A 19,884-nucleotide genomic window follows, 5' to 3' on the forward strand; every position below is an offset into this window, starting at 1 on the left:
GTCTCGGTCCAGACGCCGAGGTTTGCGTCACCGCCTTTGTCGCCGCTGGGGGCGCAGCCCCCGTTCGGGAAGGGGCGGGGTGGGGGAACAACCCCGCAGGGCAGCTGCGCAGCACAAGCACCCGCGCCCCCCTCGGCCTGGTGGCCGGCGCCCGCAGCGGCGACAAAGGCGGTGACGCAAACCTCGGCGTCTGGACCGAGACCGACGCCGCCTACACCTGGCTCGAAGCCACCCTCACCGTCGAAGAGTTCCGCCGCCTGCTCCCCGAGACCGCCGGTCTCACCCTCACCCGCCACGCCCTCCCCAACCTCCGCGCCCTCAACTTCACCGTCGAGGGGATCCTCGGCGACGGCGTGGCGGCAGCCCACCGCTTCGACCCCCAGGCCAAGGCCCTCGGCGAATGGCTCCGCGCCCGCCACCTCGACATCCCGACCCACCTGATCCCCGCCCACCCGATCCCGACCCACCCGACCCCGACCTCGGAGGCAGGTCCGTGACCCGGCTCGGCACACGCGTCGACACCCGCGACCCCGACTACCTCGCCCACCGCGAAGCCGCCCTCGGCCGCCTCGCCGAGCTCGACACCGAGCACGCCAAGGCCCTGGCCGGCGGCGGCCCCAAGTACACCGAACGGCACCGCACCCGCGGCAAGCTGCTCGCCCGCGAGCGGATCGAGCTGCTGCTCGACCCGGACACCCCGTTCCTGGAGCTGTCCCCGCTGGCCGCCTGGGGCAGCGACTACCCGGTCGGCGCGTCCATGGTCACCGGCATCGGCACCGTCGAAGGCACCGAATGCCTGATCACCGCCAACGACCCCACCGTGCGCGGCGGCGCTTCCAACCCCTGGACCCTGAAGAAGGCCCTCCGGGCCAACGAGATCGCCCTCGCCAACCGGCTCCCCTGCATCAGCCTTGTCGAGTCCGGCGGCGCCGATCTCCCCTCCCAGAAGGAGATCTTCATCCCGGGCGGGGCGATCTTCCGCGACCTGACCCGGCTCTCGGCCGCTGGCATCCCCACCATCGCCGTGGTCTTCGGCAATTCCACCGCCGGAGGCGCGTACGTCCCCGGCATGTCCGACCACACCGTCATGATCAAGGACCGGTCCAAGGTGTTCCTCGGCGGCCCGCCCCTGGTGAAGATGGCCACCGGCGAGGAGAGCGACGACGAGTCCCTCGGCGGAGCCGACATGCACGCCCGGACCTCCGGCCTCGCCGACCACTACGCCCTCGACGAGGAGGACGCGATCCGGCAGGCCCGCCGGATCGTCGCCCGCCTCAACCACCGCAAGGCGCACCCCGAACCCGCTCCGGCCGCCGAGCCGCTCCACGATCCCGAGGAGCTCCTCGGGATCGTGCCGGCCGACCTGAAGACCCCCTTCGACCCTCGCGAGGTCATCGCCCGCCTGGTCGACGCCTCCGACTTCGACGAGTTCAAGCCCCTCTACGGCACCAGCCTGGTCACCGGCTGGGCCACCCTCCACGGCTATCCGGTCGGCATCCTCGCCAACGCCCAGGGCGTGCTGTTCAGCGCCGAGTCGCAGAAGGCCGCCCAGTTCATCCAGCTCGCCAACCAGCGCGACATCCCGCTGCTCTTCCTCCACAACACCACCGGCTACATGGTGGGCAAGGAGTACGAGCAGGGCGGCATCGTCAAGCACGGCTCGATGATGATCAACGCGGTCTCCAACTCGAAGGTCCCGCACCTCTCCGTGCTCATCGGCGCCAGCTATGGCGCCGGCCACTACGGCATGTGCGGCCGGGCCTACGATCCCCGGTTCCTGTTCGCCTGGCCCAGCGCCAAGTCCGCCGTCATGGGCCCGCAGCAGCTGGCCGGCGTGCTCTCGATCGTGGCCCGGCAATCCGCCGCCGCCAAGGGGCAGCCGTACGACGACCTGGCCGACGCCGGCATGCGCGCCTTCGTCGAGGCGCAGATCGAGTCCGAGTCGCTGCCCCTGTTCCTGTCCGGGCGGCTGTACGACGACGGGGTCATCGACCCGCGCGACACCCGTACCGTCCTCGGCCTGTGCCTGTCGGCCGTCCACAACGCCCCGGTCGAAGGCACCCGTGGCGGCTTCGGCGTCTTCCGGATGTGAGCCCTCAGATGATCCGTTCCCTGCTGGTAGCCAACCGTGGCGAGATCGCCGTCCGGGTCTTCCGCACCGCCCGCGCCCTGGGCGTGGCCACCGTCGCCGTGCACTCCGACCCGGACGCGACCGCCCTGCACGTCCGCGAGGCCGACGCGGCCGTACGCCTGCCCGGCTCGGCCCCCGCCGACACCTATCTCCGCGGCGACCTGATCATCAAGGCCGCCCTCGCCGCCGGAGCCGACGCCGTCCACCCCGGCTACGGGTTCCTCTCCGAGAACGCCGGCTTCGCCCGCGAGGTCCTCGCCGCCGGACTCCGCTGGATCGGCCCGCCGCCCGAGGCCATCGAGGCCATGGCCTCCAAGACCCGGGCCAAGGAGCTGATGCGGGCCGCCGGAGTCCCGCTGCTCGACCCCGTCGACCCGGCCGCCGTCACCCCAGCCGACCTGCCGCTGCTGCTCAAGGCCGCTGCGGGCGGCGGCGGGCGCGGCATGCGGGTGGTCCGCGACCTCGACGGCCTCAAGGAGGCGCTCGACGCCGCCTGCGCCGAGGCCCGTTCGGCCTTCGGTGACGGCGAGGTCTTCGCCGAGCCCTATGTCGAGCGGGGCCGCCATGTCGAGGTGCAGATCCTCGCCGACTCCCATGGCACCGTATGGGCGCTGAGCACCCGGGACTGCTCCCTCCAGCGGCGCCACCAGAAGGTGATCGAGGAGGCTCCGGCGCCCGGTCTCCCCGAGTCCCTGCGCGCCACCCTCCACGAGGCGGCCGTGGCCGCCGCCCGGGCCGTGTCCTACCGGGGCGCGGGCACCGTCGAGTTCCTGCTCGCCGCCGACGGGCGCCCGTACTTCCTGGAGATGAACACCCGCCTCCAGGTCGAACACCCCGTCACCGAGGCCGTCTTCGGCCTGGACCTGGTCGCCCTCCAGCTGCGCGTCGCCGAGGGCGCGGCCTTGCCGCTCACACCCCCCGAGCCCACCGGCCACGCCGTGGAGGCCCGGCTCTACGCCGAGGACCCGGCCCAGGACTGGCGCCCGCAGGCCGGGACCCTGCACACCCTGGACATCCCCGGTGAGGTCCGGGTGGACACCGGATTCGCCGACGGGGACCCCGTCGGCATCCACTACGACCCCATGCTCGCCAAGGTCGTCGCCCACGCCCCCACCCGGGCCGAGGCCGTCCGCGCCCTCGCGCACGCCCTGTCCGCAGCCAGGATCCACGGGCTCACCACCAACCGCGAGCTGCTCGTACGGTCCCTGCGGCACCCGGAGTTCACAAGTGGGCAGCTCGATACCGGCTTCTACGAGCGGCACCTCGCCGCCCTCACCGAGGCCGCCCCCGGGGCAGACCTCGCCGCGGTCGCCGCGGCCCTCGCCGAGTCCGTCCCGGCCCCCGGCGCCCCGCTGACCGCCCGCCTCGGCGGCTGGCGCAATGTCCCGTCCCAGCCCCAGACCCGCTCCTACCGCGCCGCCGGAACCGTGCACCAGGTCCGGTACCGGCACACCCGGCAGAGTCCGGAGCTCGAAGGCCGGGACGGAATCCGGGTCTTGGAGGTGACCCCCGACCGGGTCGGCCTCGAACTGGACGGCATCCGGCGGGTGTTCCACGTGAAACACAATTCGAACAAGCCCGAGGTGTACGTGGATTCTGCACTCGGGTCCCACACCCTCACCCGCGTCCCCCGGTTCGCCGACCCCGAGGACCGCACCGACCCCGGCTCCCTGCTCGCCCCCATGCCCGGCACCGTCGTGCGGGTCGCCGAGGGCCTGGCCCCCGGTGCCGCCGTCACCGCCGGGCAGCCCCTGCTCTGGCTGGAGGCCATGAAGATGGAGCACCGCATCGTCTCGCCCGCCTCCGGCACGCTCGCCGCGCTCCACGCCGTCACCGGCCAACAGGTCGAATTCGGCGCCCTGCTCGCCGTCGTCCAGGAGGAATCGCCCGCATGAGCCCCATCAGCAGCGCCACCCTCGAAACCGAAGAGCACAAGGTCCTGCGCGCCGCCGTCGCCGCCCTCGGGCAGCGCTACGGCCGCGACTACCTGGTCCGGATCGCCCGCGAGGGCGGCCACCCCGACGAGCTGTGGGCCGACGCGGCCAAGCTCGGCTACCTCGGGGTCAACCTGCCCGAGGAGTACGGCGGCGGAGGCGGCGGCATCGCCGAACTCTCCATCGTCCTGGAGGAACTGGGCGCGGCCGGCTCCCCGCTGCTGATGATGGTGGTCTCGCCGGCCATCTGCGGCACGGTCATCTCCCGCTTCGGCACCGAGGCGCAGAAGCAGGCCTGGCTGCCCGGCCTCGCGGACGGCAGCCGCACCATGGCCTTCGGCATCACCGAGCCCGATGCCGGCTCCAACTCGCACCGGATCACCACCACGGCCCGCCGGGACGGCGAGGACTGGGTCCTCACCGGCCGCAAGGTGTTCATCTCCGGCGTGGACATCGCCGATGCCACCCTTATCGTCGGCCGCACCGAAACTGCATCGACCAGCGGGGCCGCCCCGGCCCTCAAGCCCTGCCTGTTCATCGTCCCGCGCGAGACCCCCGGCTTCTCCCGCTCGGTCATCGACATGGAACTCCAGGCCGCGGAGAAGCAGTTCGAACTGGTCCTGGACGAGGTCCGGCTACCGGCCGACGCGCTGGTGGGCGACGAGGACGCGGGTCTGCTCCAGCTGTTCGCCGGCCTCAACCCCGAGCGCATCATGACCGCCGCCTTCGCGATCGGCATGGGCCGCTACGCCCTCGCCAAGGCCGTGGAGTACGCGAAGACCCGCCAGGTGTGGAAGGAACCCATCGGCGCCCACCAGGCCCTCGCCCACCCGCTGGCCCAGGTGCACATCGAGCTGGAACTGGCCCGGCTGATGATGCAGAAGGCTGCGCACCTCTACGACGGCGGGGACGACATGGCCGCCGGTGAGGCGGCCAACATGGCCAAGTACGCTGCCGCCGAGGCCTGCGTACGGGCGGTGGACCAGGCGGTCCACACCCTCGGCGGCAACGGCCTCACCCGCGAGTACGGGCTGGCCTCGCTGATCACCGCCTCCCGGGTGGCCCGGATCGCCCCGGTCAGCCGCGAGATGATCCTCAACTTCGTCTCGCACCAGACTTTGGGCCTGCCGAAGTCCTACTAGGGGGTGCCCGGCGGGTCCGGGGCGGAGCCCCAGGGGGCCGGGCCGCGGGCGTCCCGCATACCCTCCCCGGGAGGGGCCCGCCCCGCCCGTCCCGCCCCGCCCCGCACACCCGCAACCCCCGGAGGAGACATGGCCCCACTCGTGCACGCCGCACAGGAGAGCGGTGTCACCACGCTCACGCTGGACTCTCCGGCCAACCGCAACGCGCTTTCCGCGGAGCTTGTCGGCGGGCTGCGGGCGGCCCTGGCCGAGGCCGGTGCGGATCCGGCGGTCCGGGCCGTCGTGCTCACCCACACCGGCACCACCTTCTGTGCCGGAGCCGACCTGAAGGCGCCCTGCGATCCGGCGGACTTCCTGGCTCTGCTCCGGGAGATCACCGAGCTTCCCCGGCCGGTGGTCGGCCGCGTCACCGGCCATGTCCGGGCCGGCGGCCTCGGCCTGCTCGGCGCCTGCGACATCGCCGCGGCCGGGCCCGGCTCCACGTACGCCTTCACCGAAACCCACCTCGGGGTGGTCCCGGCGGTCATCTCCGCGCCGCTGCTGCCCCGACTCGACCCGCGCGCCGCCGCCCGGTACTTCCTCACCGCCGAGCCCTTCGACGCCGCCGAAGCCGCCCGGATCGGACTGCTCACCCTGCACGGCCAGGACGTGGACGACACCCTCGCCCCGGTGCTGGCCGGACTGCGCAAGGCCGGACCCGAGGCCCTCGCCGCGACCAAACGGCTGCTCACCGCTGCCGTGCGGGCCGCCCTCGCCAGGGACGGCGAGGCCCTCACCACCCTGTCCGCGCACCACTTCGGCTCCGCCGAGGCCCGCGAAGGCATCACCGCCCGCTTCGAGCGCCGGGACCCCGCATGGGCGCTGTGACCGTCGGGCCCAAGCAGGCCCGCAGCCGGGCCACCCGCAGCCGGTTGCTCGAATCGGCGGTCTCCTGCCTGGCCGAACAGGGCTGGGCCGGCTCCACCGTCGCCGTGGTCGCGGAACACGCCGGGGTCACCCGGGGCGCCGCGCAGTACCACTTCCCGACCCGCGAGGACCTGTTCACCGCGGCCGTCGAGTACGTCGCCGAGGAACGCTCCGCCGCCCTGCGGAACCTGTTCCCCGCCGGGCCGGCCGCCCGACCCGCTGCCCGCCCCGCCGTGATCGAGGCACTGGTGGACCTGTTCACCGGCACCCTGTTCCGGGCCGCGCTGCAACTGTGGGTGGCCGCCTCCAACGAGGAGCAGCTGCGCCCGCGGGTGACCGAACTCGAAGCCCGGGTCGGCCGCGAAACCCACAAAATAGCGGTGGAACTCCTCGGCGCCGACGAATCCGTCCCCGGCGTCCGGGAGACCGTCCAGGGTCTGCTGGACCTGGCCCGGGGCCTCGGCCTGGCCAACGTCCTCACGGACGACACGGCCCGCCGCGCCCGGGTGGTGTCCCAGTGGACCCGCATCATCGAGTCCACCCTGGGCCCACCCCCGGCCGCGGCGGGGTCGTAACCCGCTACGCGCCCGCGCTGCCCACAATGTCGGCGTAGCCCTCGATGTCACGAGGGTCCCGGCGGCCGGGGCCGATGTAGCGGGCCGAGGGGCGGACCAGGCGGCCGGTGCGCTTCTGCTCGAGGATGTGCGCCGACCAGCCGGCCGTGCGGGCGCAGGTGAACATCGAGGTGAACATGTGCGCCGGAACCTCCGCGAAGTCCAGCATGATCGCGGCCCAGAACTCCACGTTGGTGGCCAGCACCCGGTCGGGGCGCCGGGCGTGCAGCTCCTCCAGCGCGGCCTTCTCCAGCGCCGCCGCCACCTCGTAGCGCGGGGCGTCCAGCTCCTTCGCCGTACGGCGCAGCACGCGGGCCCGCGGGTCCTCGGCCCGGTAGACGCGGTGGCCGAAGCCCATCAGCCGCTCACCCTGGTCGAGGGCCTTCTTCACGTACGCCACCGCGTCACCGGTGCGCTCGATCTCCTCGATCATGCCGAGCACGCGGGACGGCGCACCGCCGTGCAGCGGCCCGGACATGGCGCCCACGGCACCGGACAGCGCCGCCGCGACGTCCGCGCCGGTCGAGGCGATCACCCGCGCCGTGAAGGTGGAGGCGTTCATGCCGTGCTCGGCGGCCGAGGTCCAGTACGCGTCGACGGCCTTGACGTGCCGCGGGTCCGGCTCGCCCCGCCAGCGGATCATGAACCGCTCGACCACGGACTCGGCCTTGTCGATCTCCCGCTGGGGCACCATCGGCCGGCCCTGCCCGCGGGCGGACTGGGCGACGTACGACAGGGCCATGACGGCGGCCCGCGCCAGGTTGTCGCGGGCGGTCTGCTCGTCGATGTCCAGCAGCGGTTTCAGACCCCACACGGGGGCGAGCATGGCGAGCGCGGACTGGACGTCGACCCGGATGTCACCGGAGTGCACGGGGATGGGGAACGGCTCGGCGGCCGGCAGGCCGGGGTTGAAGGCACCGTCGACCAGCAGGCCCCACACGTTCCCGAAGGACACATGGCCGACCAGGTCTTCGATGTCGACACCGCGGTAGCGGAGGGACCCGCCTTCCTTGTCCGGTTCGGCGATCTCCGTTTCGAACGCGACGACCCCTTCGAGTCCGGGTACGAAGTCGGACATCAGGCGGCTCCTCAGGTAGTGCGAACACGCGCGGCTCCCGGCGTGATTCGCGGTCCGGCGCGGTCATCCCCGTTGATGCCCGGATCGGCCGCTGGTCACCCGCACGGGGACCAGCGGACCGGCCCCAAGATTTTGACGGCTGTGCCTGGCCTGCGGAAGCGTGACATAGGGCACACCCCGGCGAGTGGGGCTACGGCAGGATGGCCCGGTGACCGACCACGACCTTGACCCCGCCACCATGCGCAAGCAGTACCGATCGGAGATCGTGACCGAGGGCAGCCTCGCCGCCGATCCCATGGAACAGTTTTCCCGCTGGTTCCAGGATGCCGTGAATGCGCACGTTTTCGAACCGAACGCGATGGTCGTCTCGACCGCGTCCGCCGACGGCCGCCCCAGCTCCCGGACGGTGCTGCTGAAGCAGTTCGACTCGCGCGGCTTCGTGTTCTTCACCAACTACGGCTCCCGCAAGGCGCTGGAGATCGCCGGGAACCCGTTCGCCGCGCTGCTCTTCCCCTGGCATCCGATCTCCCGCCAGGTGGTGGTGACCGGTTCGGTCACCCGGATCGGCCGGGACGAGACCGCGTCCTACTTCCGGTCCCGCCCGCACGGCTCGCAGCTGGGGGCCTGGGCCAGCGACCAGTCCCGGGTGGTGGCCTCCCGGGACGAGCTGGACCGCCGGTACGCGGAGCTGGCCGACCGGTATCCGGAGGGCGAGCAGGTGCCGGTTCCGCCGGAGTGGGGCGGCTACCGGGTCGAACCGGAGGAGATCGAGTTCTGGCAGGGCCACGCGAACCGGCTGCACGACCGGCTGCACTACGTCCGCGAGGCGGCGGGCTGGCGGCTGGAGCGGCTCTGCCCGTGACATGCAGCCCCTGACATGCAGACGACCCGCAGGCTCGGGTCCTCTTCTGCAGTAAGAGGAGCCGGCCGGACGTGCCGGCGAGCCTGCGGGTCGGGTGACTGCTTGGGATTGACCGGCGTTTCCGCCGGCACCGCACTGGGTGCGTTGCGACGACGGGCGCTAGCCCGCAGTCACCTCACGCGTCCGGAATCCATACATTTCCGGGATCACCTCCTTTCAGTGTGCGACCACTGTAGGCACCCTCCCGCGGACGGTTCAATGGAATTTCGTCCGGGGAATCGGAGGGAATGCAGTGTGGGGTGCGTCACGTTCCAGTTGAATGATCTGACGTGCCGCACACGCGAACACCTGCAGGGGGTGCCAGGTGAGTGCTTCCGGACGTAGTGAGACCACCGACGATCTTCTCGCCGCCCTTCTGGACGGCATGGACGCGGCCCTGTGCGCCTTCGACGCCGACGGGGTGATCACCCACTGGAACCGCGAGGCCGAGCGGATCCTGGGCTGGTCGGCCGCCGAGGCCGTCGGCCGGCGCGGGTTCGCGGGCTGGGCGGTACGGCCCGCCGATGCGCCCGATGTGGAGACCACCCTGATGTCCGCGCAGGACGGGCCGGGCCGGCAGGTGCACGAGTTCGCCCTGCTGACCAAGGACGGCGGGCGGGTCCTGGTGCGGACCCAGTCGGCGGGGGTGCCGGGGGCGGACGGCAAACCGGCCGGGGTGTACTGCGCCTTCTCCGAGGTCCATGCGCAGATAGATCTGGAGCGGTCCATCGCGCTCAGCGAGGCGCTGATGGACGACGCCTCGTGGGGTGTGGTGCTGGTCGATGTGGACCTGCGGCCGGCCGTGGTGAACGCCCATGCCGCGCGGGCCTTCGGGTCCGGGCGGACCGCGCTGCTGGGCCGGCCGCTCGGCGAGCTGCTCGTCCAGGGCGTGGAGGAGCTGGAGGGCGCCCTGCAGCACGTACTGGCGGAGGGCCCGCCGCCCGCCCCGGTGGAGCTGTGGGTGACGGTGCGGGCCGCGGGGGAGTCCGCGCCGCGGCGACGGTGTTGGCGGTGCGGGTTCCTGCGGCTGGCCTCGCCGCTCGCCGAGGAGCCGGTGCCGCTCGGGGTGGGCTGGCTGTTCCAGGACGTCACGGAGGCGCGGCAGGCGGGGCTGGACGCGGCACAGCTGAGGTTCCGGTCCAACCAGCTGTACCGGTCGGGGCGGGCGGCCGGCGAGTACGAGGACCCGGCGGAGGCGGCTGCGGTCCGGCTGGAGTTCGCGCTGGCCGGGTTCGCGGACCATGCGCTGGTGGACGTGGTGGTGGGGGAGGAGCGGCTCGTACGGTCGGCGGTGGCGCCGTCCGGCACGGCGGGCCCGGCTCCGCTGCTGCCGGCCCCCGGCGCGATCCCGGTCCGGTACGAGCCCGGGCACCCGGCCCTCCAGGCGCTGGACCGGGTCGGCCCGGTCCGGACCAGCGCGCCGCGGGGCGAGGCCGCCGATCGCTGGGCGGCGGTCCGCCAGTGGCCGGAGGACGTGGCGCACGGGCTGTGCACGGTGCTGCGCAGCCGCGGCCGGACCCTGGGCGTGCTGACCGTCCTGCGCAGGCCGTCCCGCCCGGCCTTCGACGGCGCGGACGCGGCCTACGCCGAGGAGATCGCGGCCCGCCTGGCGGTCGACCTCGACCTGGCCAACCTGACACGCGGCACATAACCGCCACCGGCGACCACCGGCCGCGCCGAATCGCGCCGCGCCGGGGCTAGTGCCGGTAGAAGATGCGGTCGCCGTACTCCGCCATCACGCGGCCGTTCCACTCGTGGCCGCCGTCGACGTTGCCCGAGCGCAGCAGCGGGGGCTCGATTCCGCGGGCGGCGAGTTCGCCGGCCGCCGCCGCCATCACCGCCTGCATGATCGCGCTGGTGACCACCGTGGACGCCGGCGCGAACGGCGCATCGATGCCGTCCGAGCTGAGTTCGGCGTCACCGACCGCGATCTTGCTGTCCAGGACGATGTCGCAGTGGTCCTTCAGGAAGGTCCCGGAAACGTGCCGCGACCTGGTCTCGGTCGCGTACGCCACCGAGGTCACGCCGATCACCTTCAACCCGATCGCGCGCGCGTTCATCGCCATCTCCACCGGCAGCGCATTGCGGCCGGACAGCGAGATGACCACCAGGACGTCGCCCTCGCCGGCCGGGCTGCTGTCCAGCACCGCCCCGGCCAGCCCGTCCACCCGCTCCAGCGCACTGCCCAGGGTGGCGGGCATGACGTCGACCCCGGCGGTGCCGGGCACCGCCAGGAAGTTCATCAGGGCCAGCCCGCCGGCCCGGTAGACCACGTCCTGGGCGGGCAGCGAGGAGTGGCCCGCGCCGAAGGCGAAAAGCTTGTGGCCCGCCGCGACGGCGTCCGCGATCACCGTGCCCGCTCGGGAGATGCTCGAGGATTCCTCGTCACGGACACGCTGCAGCAGCCCGATGGCGGCATCGAAGAACTGCCCGGCCAGCTTGCTCTCGCTCATGCGCTGAAGGCCCTTCCAGTGGGTGCGGCGTGCGGGTCCGCCGCTCACCGTGCGGTCTGGACCAAGGGCGTGTCAATACGGGCGTCAACCTCGAGACCGACGTCCCGGGGCCCGACGACGCGGGACGGTTGTCGGTGCTCTGCGGCAGAATTGGGGGCAGGGCCAGCGCACGATATCCGAGGGGCACGAATGTCCGGACTGATCGATACCACGGAGATGTATCTCCGCACCATCCTTGAGCTGGAAGAGGAAGGTGTTGTCCCCATGCGCGCCCGGATCGCCGAACGGCTCGACCAGAGCGGTCCGACGGTCAGCCAGACGGTGGCGCGGATGGAGCGCGACGGCCTGGTGGCCGTCGCCAGCGACCGGCACCTGGAGCTGACCGACGAGGGCCGCCGCCTCGCCACCCGCGTGATGCGCAAGCACCGGCTCGCCGAGTGCCTGCTCGTCGACGTGATCGGCCTGGAGTGGGAGCAGGTGCACGCCGAGGCCTGCCGCTGGGAGCACGTGATGAGCGAGGCGGTGGAGCGGCGCGTGCTGGAGCTGCTGCGCCACCCGACCGAATCGCCGTACGGGAACCCGATCCCGGGTCTGGAGGAGCTCGGCGAGAAGAACGAGGCGGACCCCTTCCTCGACGAGGGCATGGTGAGCCTGGCCGAGCTGGACCCGGGCACGGACGGAAAGACCGTGGTGGTGCGCCGGATCGGCGAGCCGATCCAGACGGACGCCCAGCTGATGTACACGCTGCGGCGGGCCGGGGTGCAGCCGGGTGCGGTGGTGAGCGTGACCGAGTCGCCGGGCGGCGTGCTGGTCGGCAGTGGCGGCGAGGCCGCCGAGCTGGAGGCGGAGATCGCCTCGCACGTTTTCGTCGCAAAGCGCTGATCCCCGGCGTCCCTGGGTAGGTTTGGTCCCGGCGCCTTGCGGCGCCGGGACCGGTCCTCCCCTTTGCTGACCCGGAGCCCCGAGCTCTCAGGGTCATCCCCTCGGACCGTCTTCCCCGATCGGCCCGCCTCCCTGCTGGAAATCTCCCCTCGGCAGTGGCGGTCAATCCTTGAGCAAGGTCACTCGAAAGAGCGGTGTTGCGGGCGGGAAGGCCATTTTCGAATAGGGGTTCGATAGTCTGGCGGCAAGCGAAGGGGGTGCATCTGCGGTGGTACAGCGCTTCGATGTGACAGGGGCCGACGGGGTCCGCCTGGCTGCCTGGGAGTTCCGGGAAAGGGATTCCGCTTCCGCCGCCGAGCCCCGGCCCGCGGCCCTGTTACTCCACGGCCTGATGGGCCGTGCCTTCCACTGGGCGGGCACCGCTCGCTGGCTCGCCGACCGCCGCCGGGTCATCGCCCTGGACCAGCGCGGCCACGGCGACAGCGAGGCCCCCGCCCACGGCCCGTACACCCGGGAGGCCTTCGTCGCCGACGCCGAGGCGGCCATCGAGCAGCTCGGCCTGGCCCCCGTCACCCTCGTCGGCCACTCCATGGGCGCCCTCACCGCCTGGCAGCTGGCCGCCCACCGCCCCGAAATCGTCCAGGCCCTGGTCATCTGCGACATGAGGGCCTCGGCCCTCGGCGCAGCCTCCCAGCGCGAATGGGAGGAGTGGTTCTGCCGCTGGCCGCTGCCCTTCCCCACCCAGGACGCCGCCCGGCGCTGGTTCGGCGAGGACGACCCCCGGGTGGAGCGCCCCGACCCCGGCCGCGGGGCCTTCTTCGCCGAGGTGATGCGGCAGGCCGAGGACGGCTGGCGCCCGCAGTTCTCCCGCCGCCAGATGCTGACCGCCCGCGAGACCTGGGTGCACGACGCGCACTGGGAAGAGCTCGCCCAAGTCCGCTGCCCCACCCTGGTGGTCCGCGGCCTCGACGGGGAACTCGGCCGCGCCGAGGCCCAGGAGATGGTCCGCGTCCTCCCGGCCGGGCAGTACGCCGAAATCCCCGACGCCGGCCACTACGTCCACTACGACCAGCCGGACGCCTGGCGGGCCGCCCTGGAACCCTTCCTGGACGGAGTCCTCACCTCCTGACCCCACTCGTGCGCAGCACCTCCACGACGCTCGCAAAACTGTCCGAGCCATGCCCGGCGGCCTGCGTCCGCTCCAACGTGGCCTTCAGCAGCTCGGGCAGGGCGTTGTCGATACCCCGTGCCTCGGCAGCATGGATCAGGTGCCCGATCGCCGCGACCTGTACGTCGACGGTGGCGTCGTCCCCCGGGTAGGCGCCCGCGTCCACCTGGGTCGCGTACAAGCTGATGAAGCGGGCCACGGTGCCCAGCCAGCGCACCGCGACGGCCGTGAAGTCCACCGCTGTGTGCCCCGCCGCCGCATCCGCGGTGGCCAGGGCCGTACCGTGCAGCCAGCCGGTCATGGTGGACCACATCAGCCCCAGCAGGGCGGCGTCGTAGAGCGAGGCTGCCCCCGGTTCGGTGCCCAGGTGCAGCGGGTCGCCCAGTACCCGCAGCACCGGAAGCTGCTGCGCGAAGACCTCGGCCGAGCCGCTGTAGAGGAACATCACCTCGGCACTGCCCACCCCCGGCGGGGTGGTCATGATCGCCCCGTCCACATAGGCGGCGCCCCGGCCGGCCGCCCACCGGGTGGCCTCCTGCGCCTGCTCCGGCGAGCCGGAGGTCAGGTTGACCAGGGTCCGGCCCGCCAACTCCCCGTCGTCCGCGCCGAAGAGCCCGTACATCACCTCGTAGTCGAGCACGCACACGATCGTCAGTGCGCTCGCCGCCACCGCCTCCGCCGGGTGTCCGCGACCCGCGCCCCCCGCTCGGCACGGTCGCGGTCATCGTCCCCGGCGGGATGCCGGCGGCCTCCTGGGACCTGTACGAAGTGAGCATCCCGTGCACGGTCTTCGGGAAGCCGCAGCCCGATCTCGCCGACCCCTGGTACGAGCTGCGGGTCTGCGGCACCGACGAGGTCCAGGGCGGCACCCCGGCCCCCGCCGGTCAGGGCCTGGACCTGCGGACCCCCTACGGACTGGACGACCTGGCCGGCGCGGACACCGTCATCGTCCCCTCGGTACCGGACGCCTGCGTGGAAGAAGGCCGGCCGCTGCCGCCCCGGCTGATCGCCGCCCTGCGCGCCGCCTACGACGCGGGAGCCCGCATGGTCTCCCTGTGCACCGGCGCCTTCGCCCTCGCTGAAGCGGGACTGCTCGACGGCCGCCGCGCCACCGCCCACTGGATGCACACCCGGCAACTGGCCGAGCGCTACCCCAAGGTGGAGGTCGACGACTCGGTGCTCTACGTCGACGACGGCGACGTCCTCACCAGCGCGGGCATGACCGCCGGGCTCGACCTCTGCCTCCACCTGGTCCGCCGCGACCTGGGGGCGCACATCGCCAACCAGCTGGCCCGCCGCATGGTGGTCCCGGCCCACCGACCCGGCGGGCAGGCGCAGTTCATCGGCCTGCCGGTGCCCGTCACCGACGACGAGGGCATCGCCCCGGTGCTGGAATGGGCCCGGGGCCGCCTGGACCGGCCCCTGACCGTGGAAGAGATGGCCCGCCGCGCGGCTCGCGCCTTCGCCCACCGGACCTGACCAACCGCCCTGCCAGGGTTCAGCCCTTGCTCACCGCCTGGAGGATCTCCGGGAGGTTGTCCGCCACCTTCGGGGCCGCCACGCGGAGGCCCGCCCAGCCGAGCAGGGCGCCCCACGCGATGCCGGCCGGGAGGACGGTCCACAGCAGTGCGTGGTGGTCATTCACGCGGAGGCCGACGACCAGGCCGATCAGCGGGGAGCAGAGCAGCGCCGCGGCGAGCATGCCGCCGAAGATGCTGGAGACGGCCAGACCCGCCTGCCCCGGCACCACGCTCTTGAACGCGCCGTCCTGCGGGATGGAGTACGGGGCGTACGCCGAGGACAGTGCGCCGGTGCCCAGCATCGCGCCCAGCAGGCCCAGGCTCAGGCCGAGGGCGTCCGGCAGGGCGGCCCAGTTGCCGACCAGCCAGGCGGTGACCACGGTGACCAGGACCGTGTACGGGAGGGTGATCAGGAGCAGCGCCACGGCGCGGGCCCGGAGTTCGGCGTACGCGTCGCGCGCGGTGGACAGGGTCTGGGCGACCATCCAGAAGGCCGAGGTGTCCTGGCCGAACTGGTTGTACATCAGGGCGCCGAGCATGCCCGCGGCGAAGCAGGCCAGGTAGATCGAGCCGGTGCCCTGGAGGGCGTTGAAGACCGGCACGATCGCCCCGAGGGCCAGGCTGCTGATCCAGCCGGCCTTGGTCTTCGGGTCGCGGAAGGCGTAGCGGAGGGTCCGCTGCATGACCGCGCCCGCCCGGCCGCCGGGCAGCAGGCCCCACAGTCCACCGCCCGGGGCGCCCTCCTTGGTGGGGGCCGAAGCCGCCACGGTCGAGCCGTCCGGGGTGACCATCAGCCGGGTCAGGCTGCGCTCCCAGACGTAGAGGAGGCCGAGGATCGCCAGCAGGGTCACGGCCAGCTGGCCCGCGGCCCGGACGTACGCGCCCTCGCTCGCCGAGTCCACCATGCCGAGCGCGGTCGCCGGCGGCAGCCAGCGGACCACCGCCACGGCCGGCCGCAGGACGGTGAGCCCGCCCTCCTCGGTCAGCCGCTGGGCTGCGAAGTTGACGAACTGTGCGCCGATGGCGATCAGCAGACCGCTGAGCACGGCCAGATCGCGGCCCTTGCGGCTGCTCAGCAGCCCGACGTTGGCGGTGGCCACGGCGCGGGCCAGGGCCACACAGCCGAGCAGCAGCAGCGGGACCGCCAGGATGCCGGCAGCGAGACCGACGGCACCGTGCGCCACCGCGATCACCGAGCCCACCGCCAGGCACAGGGTGAACAGCGGGCCGATGCCGACCTGGGAGGAGGCCAGCAGGGCCCGCACCAGCGGGCGGGGCCGCAGCGGCAGCATCACCAGGCGGCTCGGGTCGAGGGTTTCGTCCCCGGCGGAGAACAGCAGCGGCATGAACGCCCAGCCGAGGCCCAGGATCCCGGTGAGCAGGACGACGACCGTGCCGGCGTGCGCATTGCCGCGCAGCAGGGCCAGCAGCGGCACCGTCAGCGCGGCGATCACCAGGACGGAGGCCAGGGAGCTGATGAAGGCGGCCTTGCGTTTGGTGGACCCCTTGAGGCCGTTGCGGAGGAGCGAGAGCTTCAGTCGGACGAAGACCGGCGTGAGCGCCACGGCAGGCGCGCTCCAGGCCGTGCTCGCGGCCGTGCTCGCCGACGTGCTCGCGGCCGTGCCCATAGGGGTACTCATCGGGTTGCCGCCGTCCCGCCGCCGAGCCAGTCCAGCGAGTCGCCGCCGGTCCGCCCCTGCGCGCCCACCAGTTCCAGGAAGGCGTCCTGCAGGGAGGCGGCGTTGCCCCGTACCTCGGCCAGCGTGCCGGCGGCGCGGATCCGGCCCTCCGCCATCACGGCCACCCAGTCGCACAGCGACTCGACGAGCTCCATCACATGGGAGGAGAACACGACCGTGGCTCCGGAGGCGGTGTAACGCTCCAGCACGCCCCGGATGGTCTGCGCGGACACCGGGTCCACGCCTTCGAACGGCTCGTCCAGGAAGAGCACTTCCGGGTTGTGCAGCAGGGCGGCGGCCAGGCCGATCTTCTTCCGCATGCCGGTGGAGTAGTCGACCACCAGCTTGTGCTGCGCGCCCGCCAGGCCGAGCACGTCCAGCAGCTGGGTGGCCCGCTTGTCGGTCTCCTCGCCCGGCAGCCCGCGCAACCGGCCCATGTAGCCGAGCAGTTCCCGGCCGGACAGCCGCTCGAACAGCCGCAGGCCCTCCGGCAGCACCCCGATCCGGGCCTTCACCTGCGCCGGGTCCCGCCAGACGTCGTGTCCGGCGACCTCGGCCCGCCCCTGGTCGGGGCGGAGCAGCCCGGTCACCATCGACAGCGTTGTCGTCTTTCCCGCGCCGTTGGGGCCGACCAGGCCGATGAACTTGCCCGCGGGCAGCTCCAGATCGATCCCCGAAACCGCGATCTGCTCCCCGAACCGCTTCCACAGGCCCGATATGCGGACGGCGGGAGCGGCTGCGACCGCCCCCGTCCCGTTCGTTGCGTGGGCCGTGCTCGACTGGTCAGGCATACGCCGTCCCCGCCCTTCCCTGCTGTCCCCGTTGGTCGCGTCTCACGATACGGGCACGCATTCCGGCCACCCCATGACGTTTGTCATGACCTGCGGAAAGCTGCGAACAGCTGCGAACAGCGGCGGATCCCCGGGGCGTTGCGCGGTCAGGCGCCCCGGCGGGAGCGGGCGGCGGAGGCCTCCCGGCCGGTCGCGTACGCCAGCGGGTTGATCAACTCCTCGATGTCCGGCAGCCACCGGTTGGCCGGCGTGGGCCGCCGTGCCCACTGCACCGCGCCCCGGCCCCCGTACCGGGTGGGCGGGGCCGCCACGAAGTCCCCTTCGCCGCGCACCACCAGATCGATCGCGGACGGCGACCAGCCCAGCTTGCGCACCAGGTCCGGCACCTTCGCCCCGGCCCCGGGCAGGACGAAGAACAGCATCCGCCGGTCCGGGGTCAGCGTGACCGGACCCAGCGTGAGCTGCATCCGCTCCAGCCGGGCCAGCGCCAGGAATCCGGAGGTCTCCGCGACGTCGATCGCGTCGAAGGTCCGGCCGGTCGGCAGCAGGATGGAGGCCTTGGCGTGCTTCGACCACATCCGCCGGACCTGGACCGCGCTGCCCGTCGCCTGCGCCGCCCCGTCCTTCACCGTGGGGTGTGCGCCGGGTGCCGCGCAGTCCTCCGCCCCGCAGGAGCACAGCTCCCTGCCGTCCCCGGGCTCCAGCCAGGTGCCGGGGAACACGTCCCAGTGCCGCTCTTCCGCGTACCGCACGGCATGGTCCAGCAGCTGCTCACCTCGCTGCTTGGGGATGGCGGCGGTCTCGGTCTCCGTGACTCCCATGGTCTCTTCCACGTCCATCACAACTCCCGCCGTCACCTGGGGTTACGGCCCTGATCCGCCGGAGGCCCCCTAAACCGGACGGGTGGCGGAGCATCGATCCTGCATGCGGGGCGCATCGATGCACGGCCGGGGGCGCGTGGGGGGTCCGGGAGCCGGTGGTGGGTAGCGACAAAGCGCAGAGCGGAAGAATCCCAGGAATATCCACGGAATTCTCCGCACATCCGCCGGGAAGTGATCAATGGAACGATCACCCGCGGCCACAGGGGGTTTTCATGGCAGCCAGGCCTCTCGTCGCCCGCCAGCCGAACGAACGGCTGCAGGCGCTCATCCAGGAAGCCGGGTGCTCGAACGCCGGGCTCGCCCGGCGCGTCAACATGTGCGGTGCCGAGCACGGCCTCGATCTCCGCTACGACAAGACATCCGTGGCCCGCTGGCTGCGCGGCCAGCAGCCGCGCGGCCGGGCGCCGGGCATCATCGCCGAGGCGCTGGGCCGAAAACTCGGCCGGACCGTCACCATCGACGAGATCGGCATGGCGAACGGCAAGAACCTCGCCTCCGGGGTGGGTCTGCAGTTCTCCCCGACCGTGATCGGAGCCATCGAGCAGGTCTGCGAGCTGTGGCGCAGCGACGTCGGCCGGCGGGACTTCCTGTCGGGTTCGACGGTCGCGGCCTCGGCCCTGGTCGAACCGAGCCGGGACTGGCTGATCACCGGCGCGGACGTGGCGGTGGCGCGTACGGGCGGCTCGCGGGTCGGCATGTCCGATGTGGAGGCGGTCCGGGCCACCACCGACGCCCTGGTCGAGCTGGACCACCGGTTCGGCAGCGGCCATGTCCGGCCGGTGGTCGTCCACTACCTCAACAGCGTGGTGTCGGGGCTGATCGGCGGCTCGTACCGGGAGCCGGTGGGGCGGGCGCTGTTCGCGGCGGTGGCCCGGCTGACCGAACTGGCCGGCTACATGGCGGTGGACACCGGCCAGCCGGGCCTCGCCCAGCGCTACTACATCCAGGCGCTGCGGCTGGCACAGGCGGCGGGGGACCGGGCGTACGGCGGCTATGTCCTGGCCGCCTCCATGAGCCACCTCGCAGCGGAACTGGGCAACCCGCGCGAGATCGCCCAGCTGGCGCGGGCCGCGCAGGAGGGCACGCGGGGGCAGGTCACCCCGCGGGCCGAGGCGATGTTCTACGCGGCGGAGGCGCGGGGCCATGCGCTGCTGGGCGATGCGCGGGCCACACAGGTGCTGGCCTCGCGGGCGCTGAGCGCGCTGGAGCGGGCGGAACCGGAGTCCGGGGACGACCCGGTGTGGATCCGGCACTTCGACGAGGCGTACCTGGCGGACGAGCTGGCGCACTGCCATCGGGATCTGGGGCAGGCGGAGGCGGCGGGGCGGCGGGCGGAGGAGGCGCTGCGGGTGCTGCCGGCCACGAAGGCGCGCAGACGGGCCATTGGGCTGCTGCTGTTGGCTTCGGCGCAGGTGCAGCAGCGTGAGGTGGAGCAGTCGTGCGCGACGGCGGGCCAAGCGGTGGAGCTTCTGGCGACAATCCGGTCGAACCGGGGCGCGGAATACGTGGCGGACTTCCGCTCCCGCCTCGACCCATACCGCGACGAACCGGCAGCCCGAGAATTCACCACCCGCCTCACCCCCCAACCGGCCTGACCCGGCCCGGGCGCGGGGGGCTACGCAGCGGTGGTGCCGCTGCGCCCGGCCGGCCCCCGCCCATGCGGCCCCGCTGCGCGGCTGGCTCCGCGCGCGGGGGCTGCGCCCCGGGGCCCTCGGCCCGGCGGGGCTGCGCCCCCGGGGGTCCCGCTGCGCGGAGCCTTCCCCCCCCCCCCCCCCTCCCCAAAACCGGGGGGCGCCCCCGCCCC

At 72.9% G+C, this 19,884-nt stretch carries 16 protein-coding genes and 2 pseudogenes; 12 read left to right on the forward strand and 6 right to left on the reverse strand.

The window, feature by feature from the left end; all coding sequences use genetic code 11:
• The 6 genes from ABT123_RS35865 to ABT123_RS35890 form a co-directional block, all read left to right on the forward strand.
• The coding region (locus ABT123_RS35865) for an AtuA-related protein (RefSeq protein WP_502971164.1) at nucleotides 1-497 on the forward strand (497 nt) is incomplete at its 5' end.
• On the forward strand, nucleotides 494-2,092 hold the full coding sequence (locus ABT123_RS35870) for an acyl-CoA carboxylase subunit beta (RefSeq protein ID WP_351322496.1): 1,599 nt from the start codon (nucleotides 494-496) through the stop codon (nucleotides 2,090-2,092). The genes ABT123_RS35865 and ABT123_RS35870, both read left to right, overlap by 4 nt.
• Nucleotides 2,093-2,100: 8 nt before the next feature.
• Nucleotides 2,101-4,026 carry an ATP-binding protein gene (locus ABT123_RS35875; RefSeq protein ID WP_351322498.1) on the forward strand — a complete coding sequence of 642 codons (1,926 nt, stop codon included), beginning with the start codon at nucleotides 2,101-2,103 and terminating at the stop codon, nucleotides 4,024-4,026.
• On the forward strand, nucleotides 4,023-5,207 hold the full coding sequence (locus tag ABT123_RS35880; protein ID WP_351322500.1) for an acyl-CoA dehydrogenase family protein: 1,185 nt from the start codon (nucleotides 4,023-4,025) through the stop codon (nucleotides 5,205-5,207). The genes ABT123_RS35875 and ABT123_RS35880 overlap by 4 nt, the downstream gene beginning before the upstream one ends.
• Before the next feature lie 129 nt (nucleotides 5,208-5,336).
• Nucleotides 5,337-6,074, forward strand: coding sequence for an enoyl-CoA hydratase family protein (locus tag ABT123_RS35885; protein ID WP_351322502.1), 738 nt, complete (start codon nucleotides 5,337-5,339; stop codon nucleotides 6,072-6,074).
• Nucleotides 6,062-6,688 carry a TetR/AcrR family transcriptional regulator gene (locus tag ABT123_RS35890; protein WP_351322504.1) on the forward strand — a complete coding sequence of 209 codons (627 nt, stop codon included), beginning with the start codon at nucleotides 6,062-6,064 and terminating at the stop codon, nucleotides 6,686-6,688. Before ABT123_RS35885 ends, ABT123_RS35890 begins: the two co-directional genes overlap by 13 nt.
• 4 nt (nucleotides 6,689-6,692) lie before the next feature.
• Here ABT123_RS35890 and ABT123_RS35895 read toward each other — a convergent pair whose 3' ends face one another.
• Nucleotides 6,693-7,805 carry a citrate synthase 2 gene (locus ABT123_RS35895; RefSeq protein ID WP_150208435.1) on the reverse strand — a complete coding sequence of 371 codons (1,113 nt, stop codon included), beginning with the start codon at nucleotides 7,803-7,805 and terminating at the stop codon, nucleotides 6,693-6,695.
• Nucleotides 7,806-8,043: 238 nt separating this feature from the next.
• Between ABT123_RS35895 and pdxH the strand changes: the two genes are divergently transcribed.
• Nucleotides 8,044-8,667, forward strand: coding sequence for a pyridoxamine 5'-phosphate oxidase (pdxH, locus tag ABT123_RS35900; RefSeq protein WP_351322520.1), 624 nt, complete (start codon nucleotides 8,044-8,046; stop codon nucleotides 8,665-8,667).
• A gap of 364 nt (nucleotides 8,668-9,031) precedes the next feature.
• Nucleotides 9,032-10,357, forward strand: coding sequence for a PAS domain-containing protein (locus ABT123_RS35905; protein ID WP_351322506.1), 1,326 nt, complete (start codon nucleotides 9,032-9,034; stop codon nucleotides 10,355-10,357).
• Nucleotides 10,358-10,403: 46 nt separating this feature from the next.
• Here ABT123_RS35905 and ABT123_RS35910 read toward each other — a convergent pair whose 3' ends face one another.
• Nucleotides 10,404-11,159, reverse strand: a complete 756-nt coding sequence (locus tag ABT123_RS35910) for an SIS domain-containing protein (RefSeq protein WP_351322508.1) — start codon at nucleotides 11,157-11,159, stop codon at nucleotides 10,404-10,406.
• Between the two features lie 189 nt (nucleotides 11,160-11,348).
• Here ABT123_RS35910 and ABT123_RS35915 point away from each other — a divergent pair, with 189 nt between their 5' ends.
• Together ABT123_RS35915 and ABT123_RS35920 are read left to right on the forward strand one after the other, a co-directional pair.
• Nucleotides 11,349-12,041 carry an iron-dependent transcriptional repressor DtxR gene (locus tag ABT123_RS35915; protein ID WP_150208432.1) on the forward strand — a complete coding sequence of 231 codons (693 nt, stop codon included), beginning with the start codon at nucleotides 11,349-11,351 and terminating at the stop codon, nucleotides 12,039-12,041.
• Between the two features lie 268 nt (nucleotides 12,042-12,309).
• Nucleotides 12,310-13,170 (forward strand): alpha/beta fold hydrolase, encoded by an 861-nt coding sequence (locus ABT123_RS35920; RefSeq protein WP_351322510.1) that lies wholly within the window; start codon nucleotides 12,310-12,312, stop codon nucleotides 13,168-13,170.
• Here ABT123_RS35920 and ABT123_RS35925 read toward each other — a convergent pair.
• Nucleotides 13,160-14,019, reverse strand: a pseudogene (locus tag ABT123_RS35925) (NAD(P)-dependent oxidoreductase). The gene ABT123_RS35920 and the pseudogene ABT123_RS35925 sit on opposite strands and share 11 nt — an antisense overlap.
• On the opposite strand from ABT123_RS35925, the pseudogene ABT123_RS35930 reads away from it, so the two are divergent.
• Nucleotides 13,948-14,664 (forward strand): annotated as a pseudogene (locus ABT123_RS35930) (GlxA family transcriptional regulator); the annotation flags it as partial. The pseudogenes ABT123_RS35925 and ABT123_RS35930 overlap by 72 nt on opposite strands.
• Nucleotides 14,665-14,707: 43 nt before the next feature.
• Here the strand turns inward: ABT123_RS35930 and ABT123_RS35935 are convergent.
• The 3 genes from ABT123_RS35935 to ABT123_RS35945 form a co-directional block, all read right to left on the reverse strand.
• Nucleotides 14,708-16,369 carry a transporter gene (locus ABT123_RS35935; protein ID WP_502971165.1) on the reverse strand — a complete coding sequence of 554 codons (1,662 nt, stop codon included), beginning with the start codon at nucleotides 16,367-16,369 and terminating at the stop codon, nucleotides 14,708-14,710.
• Entirely contained in the window at nucleotides 16,366-17,199 is an 834-nt protein-coding gene (locus tag ABT123_RS35940; RefSeq protein WP_351322514.1) for an ABC transporter ATP-binding protein, read from the reverse strand. The genes ABT123_RS35935 and ABT123_RS35940 overlap by 4 nt, the downstream gene beginning before the upstream one ends.
• A 146-nt stretch (nucleotides 17,200-17,345) precedes the next feature.
• Entirely contained in the window at nucleotides 17,346-18,038 is a 693-nt protein-coding gene (locus tag ABT123_RS35945) for a bifunctional DNA primase/polymerase (RefSeq protein WP_351322516.1), read from the reverse strand.
• A gap of 254 nt (nucleotides 18,039-18,292) precedes the next feature.
• Between ABT123_RS35945 and ABT123_RS35950 the strand changes: the two genes are divergently transcribed.
• Nucleotides 18,293-19,675 (forward strand): NsdA family TPR-like regulatory protein, encoded by a 1,383-nt coding sequence (locus ABT123_RS35950; protein ID WP_351322518.1) that lies wholly within the window; start codon nucleotides 18,293-18,295, stop codon nucleotides 19,673-19,675.
• Nucleotides 19,676-19,884: the final 209 nt, after the last annotated feature.

The sequence above is a fragment of the Streptomyces sp. NPDC002054 genome (assembly GCF_040296685.1).
GTDB lineage: Bacteria > Actinomycetota > Actinomycetes > Streptomycetales > Streptomycetaceae > Streptomyces.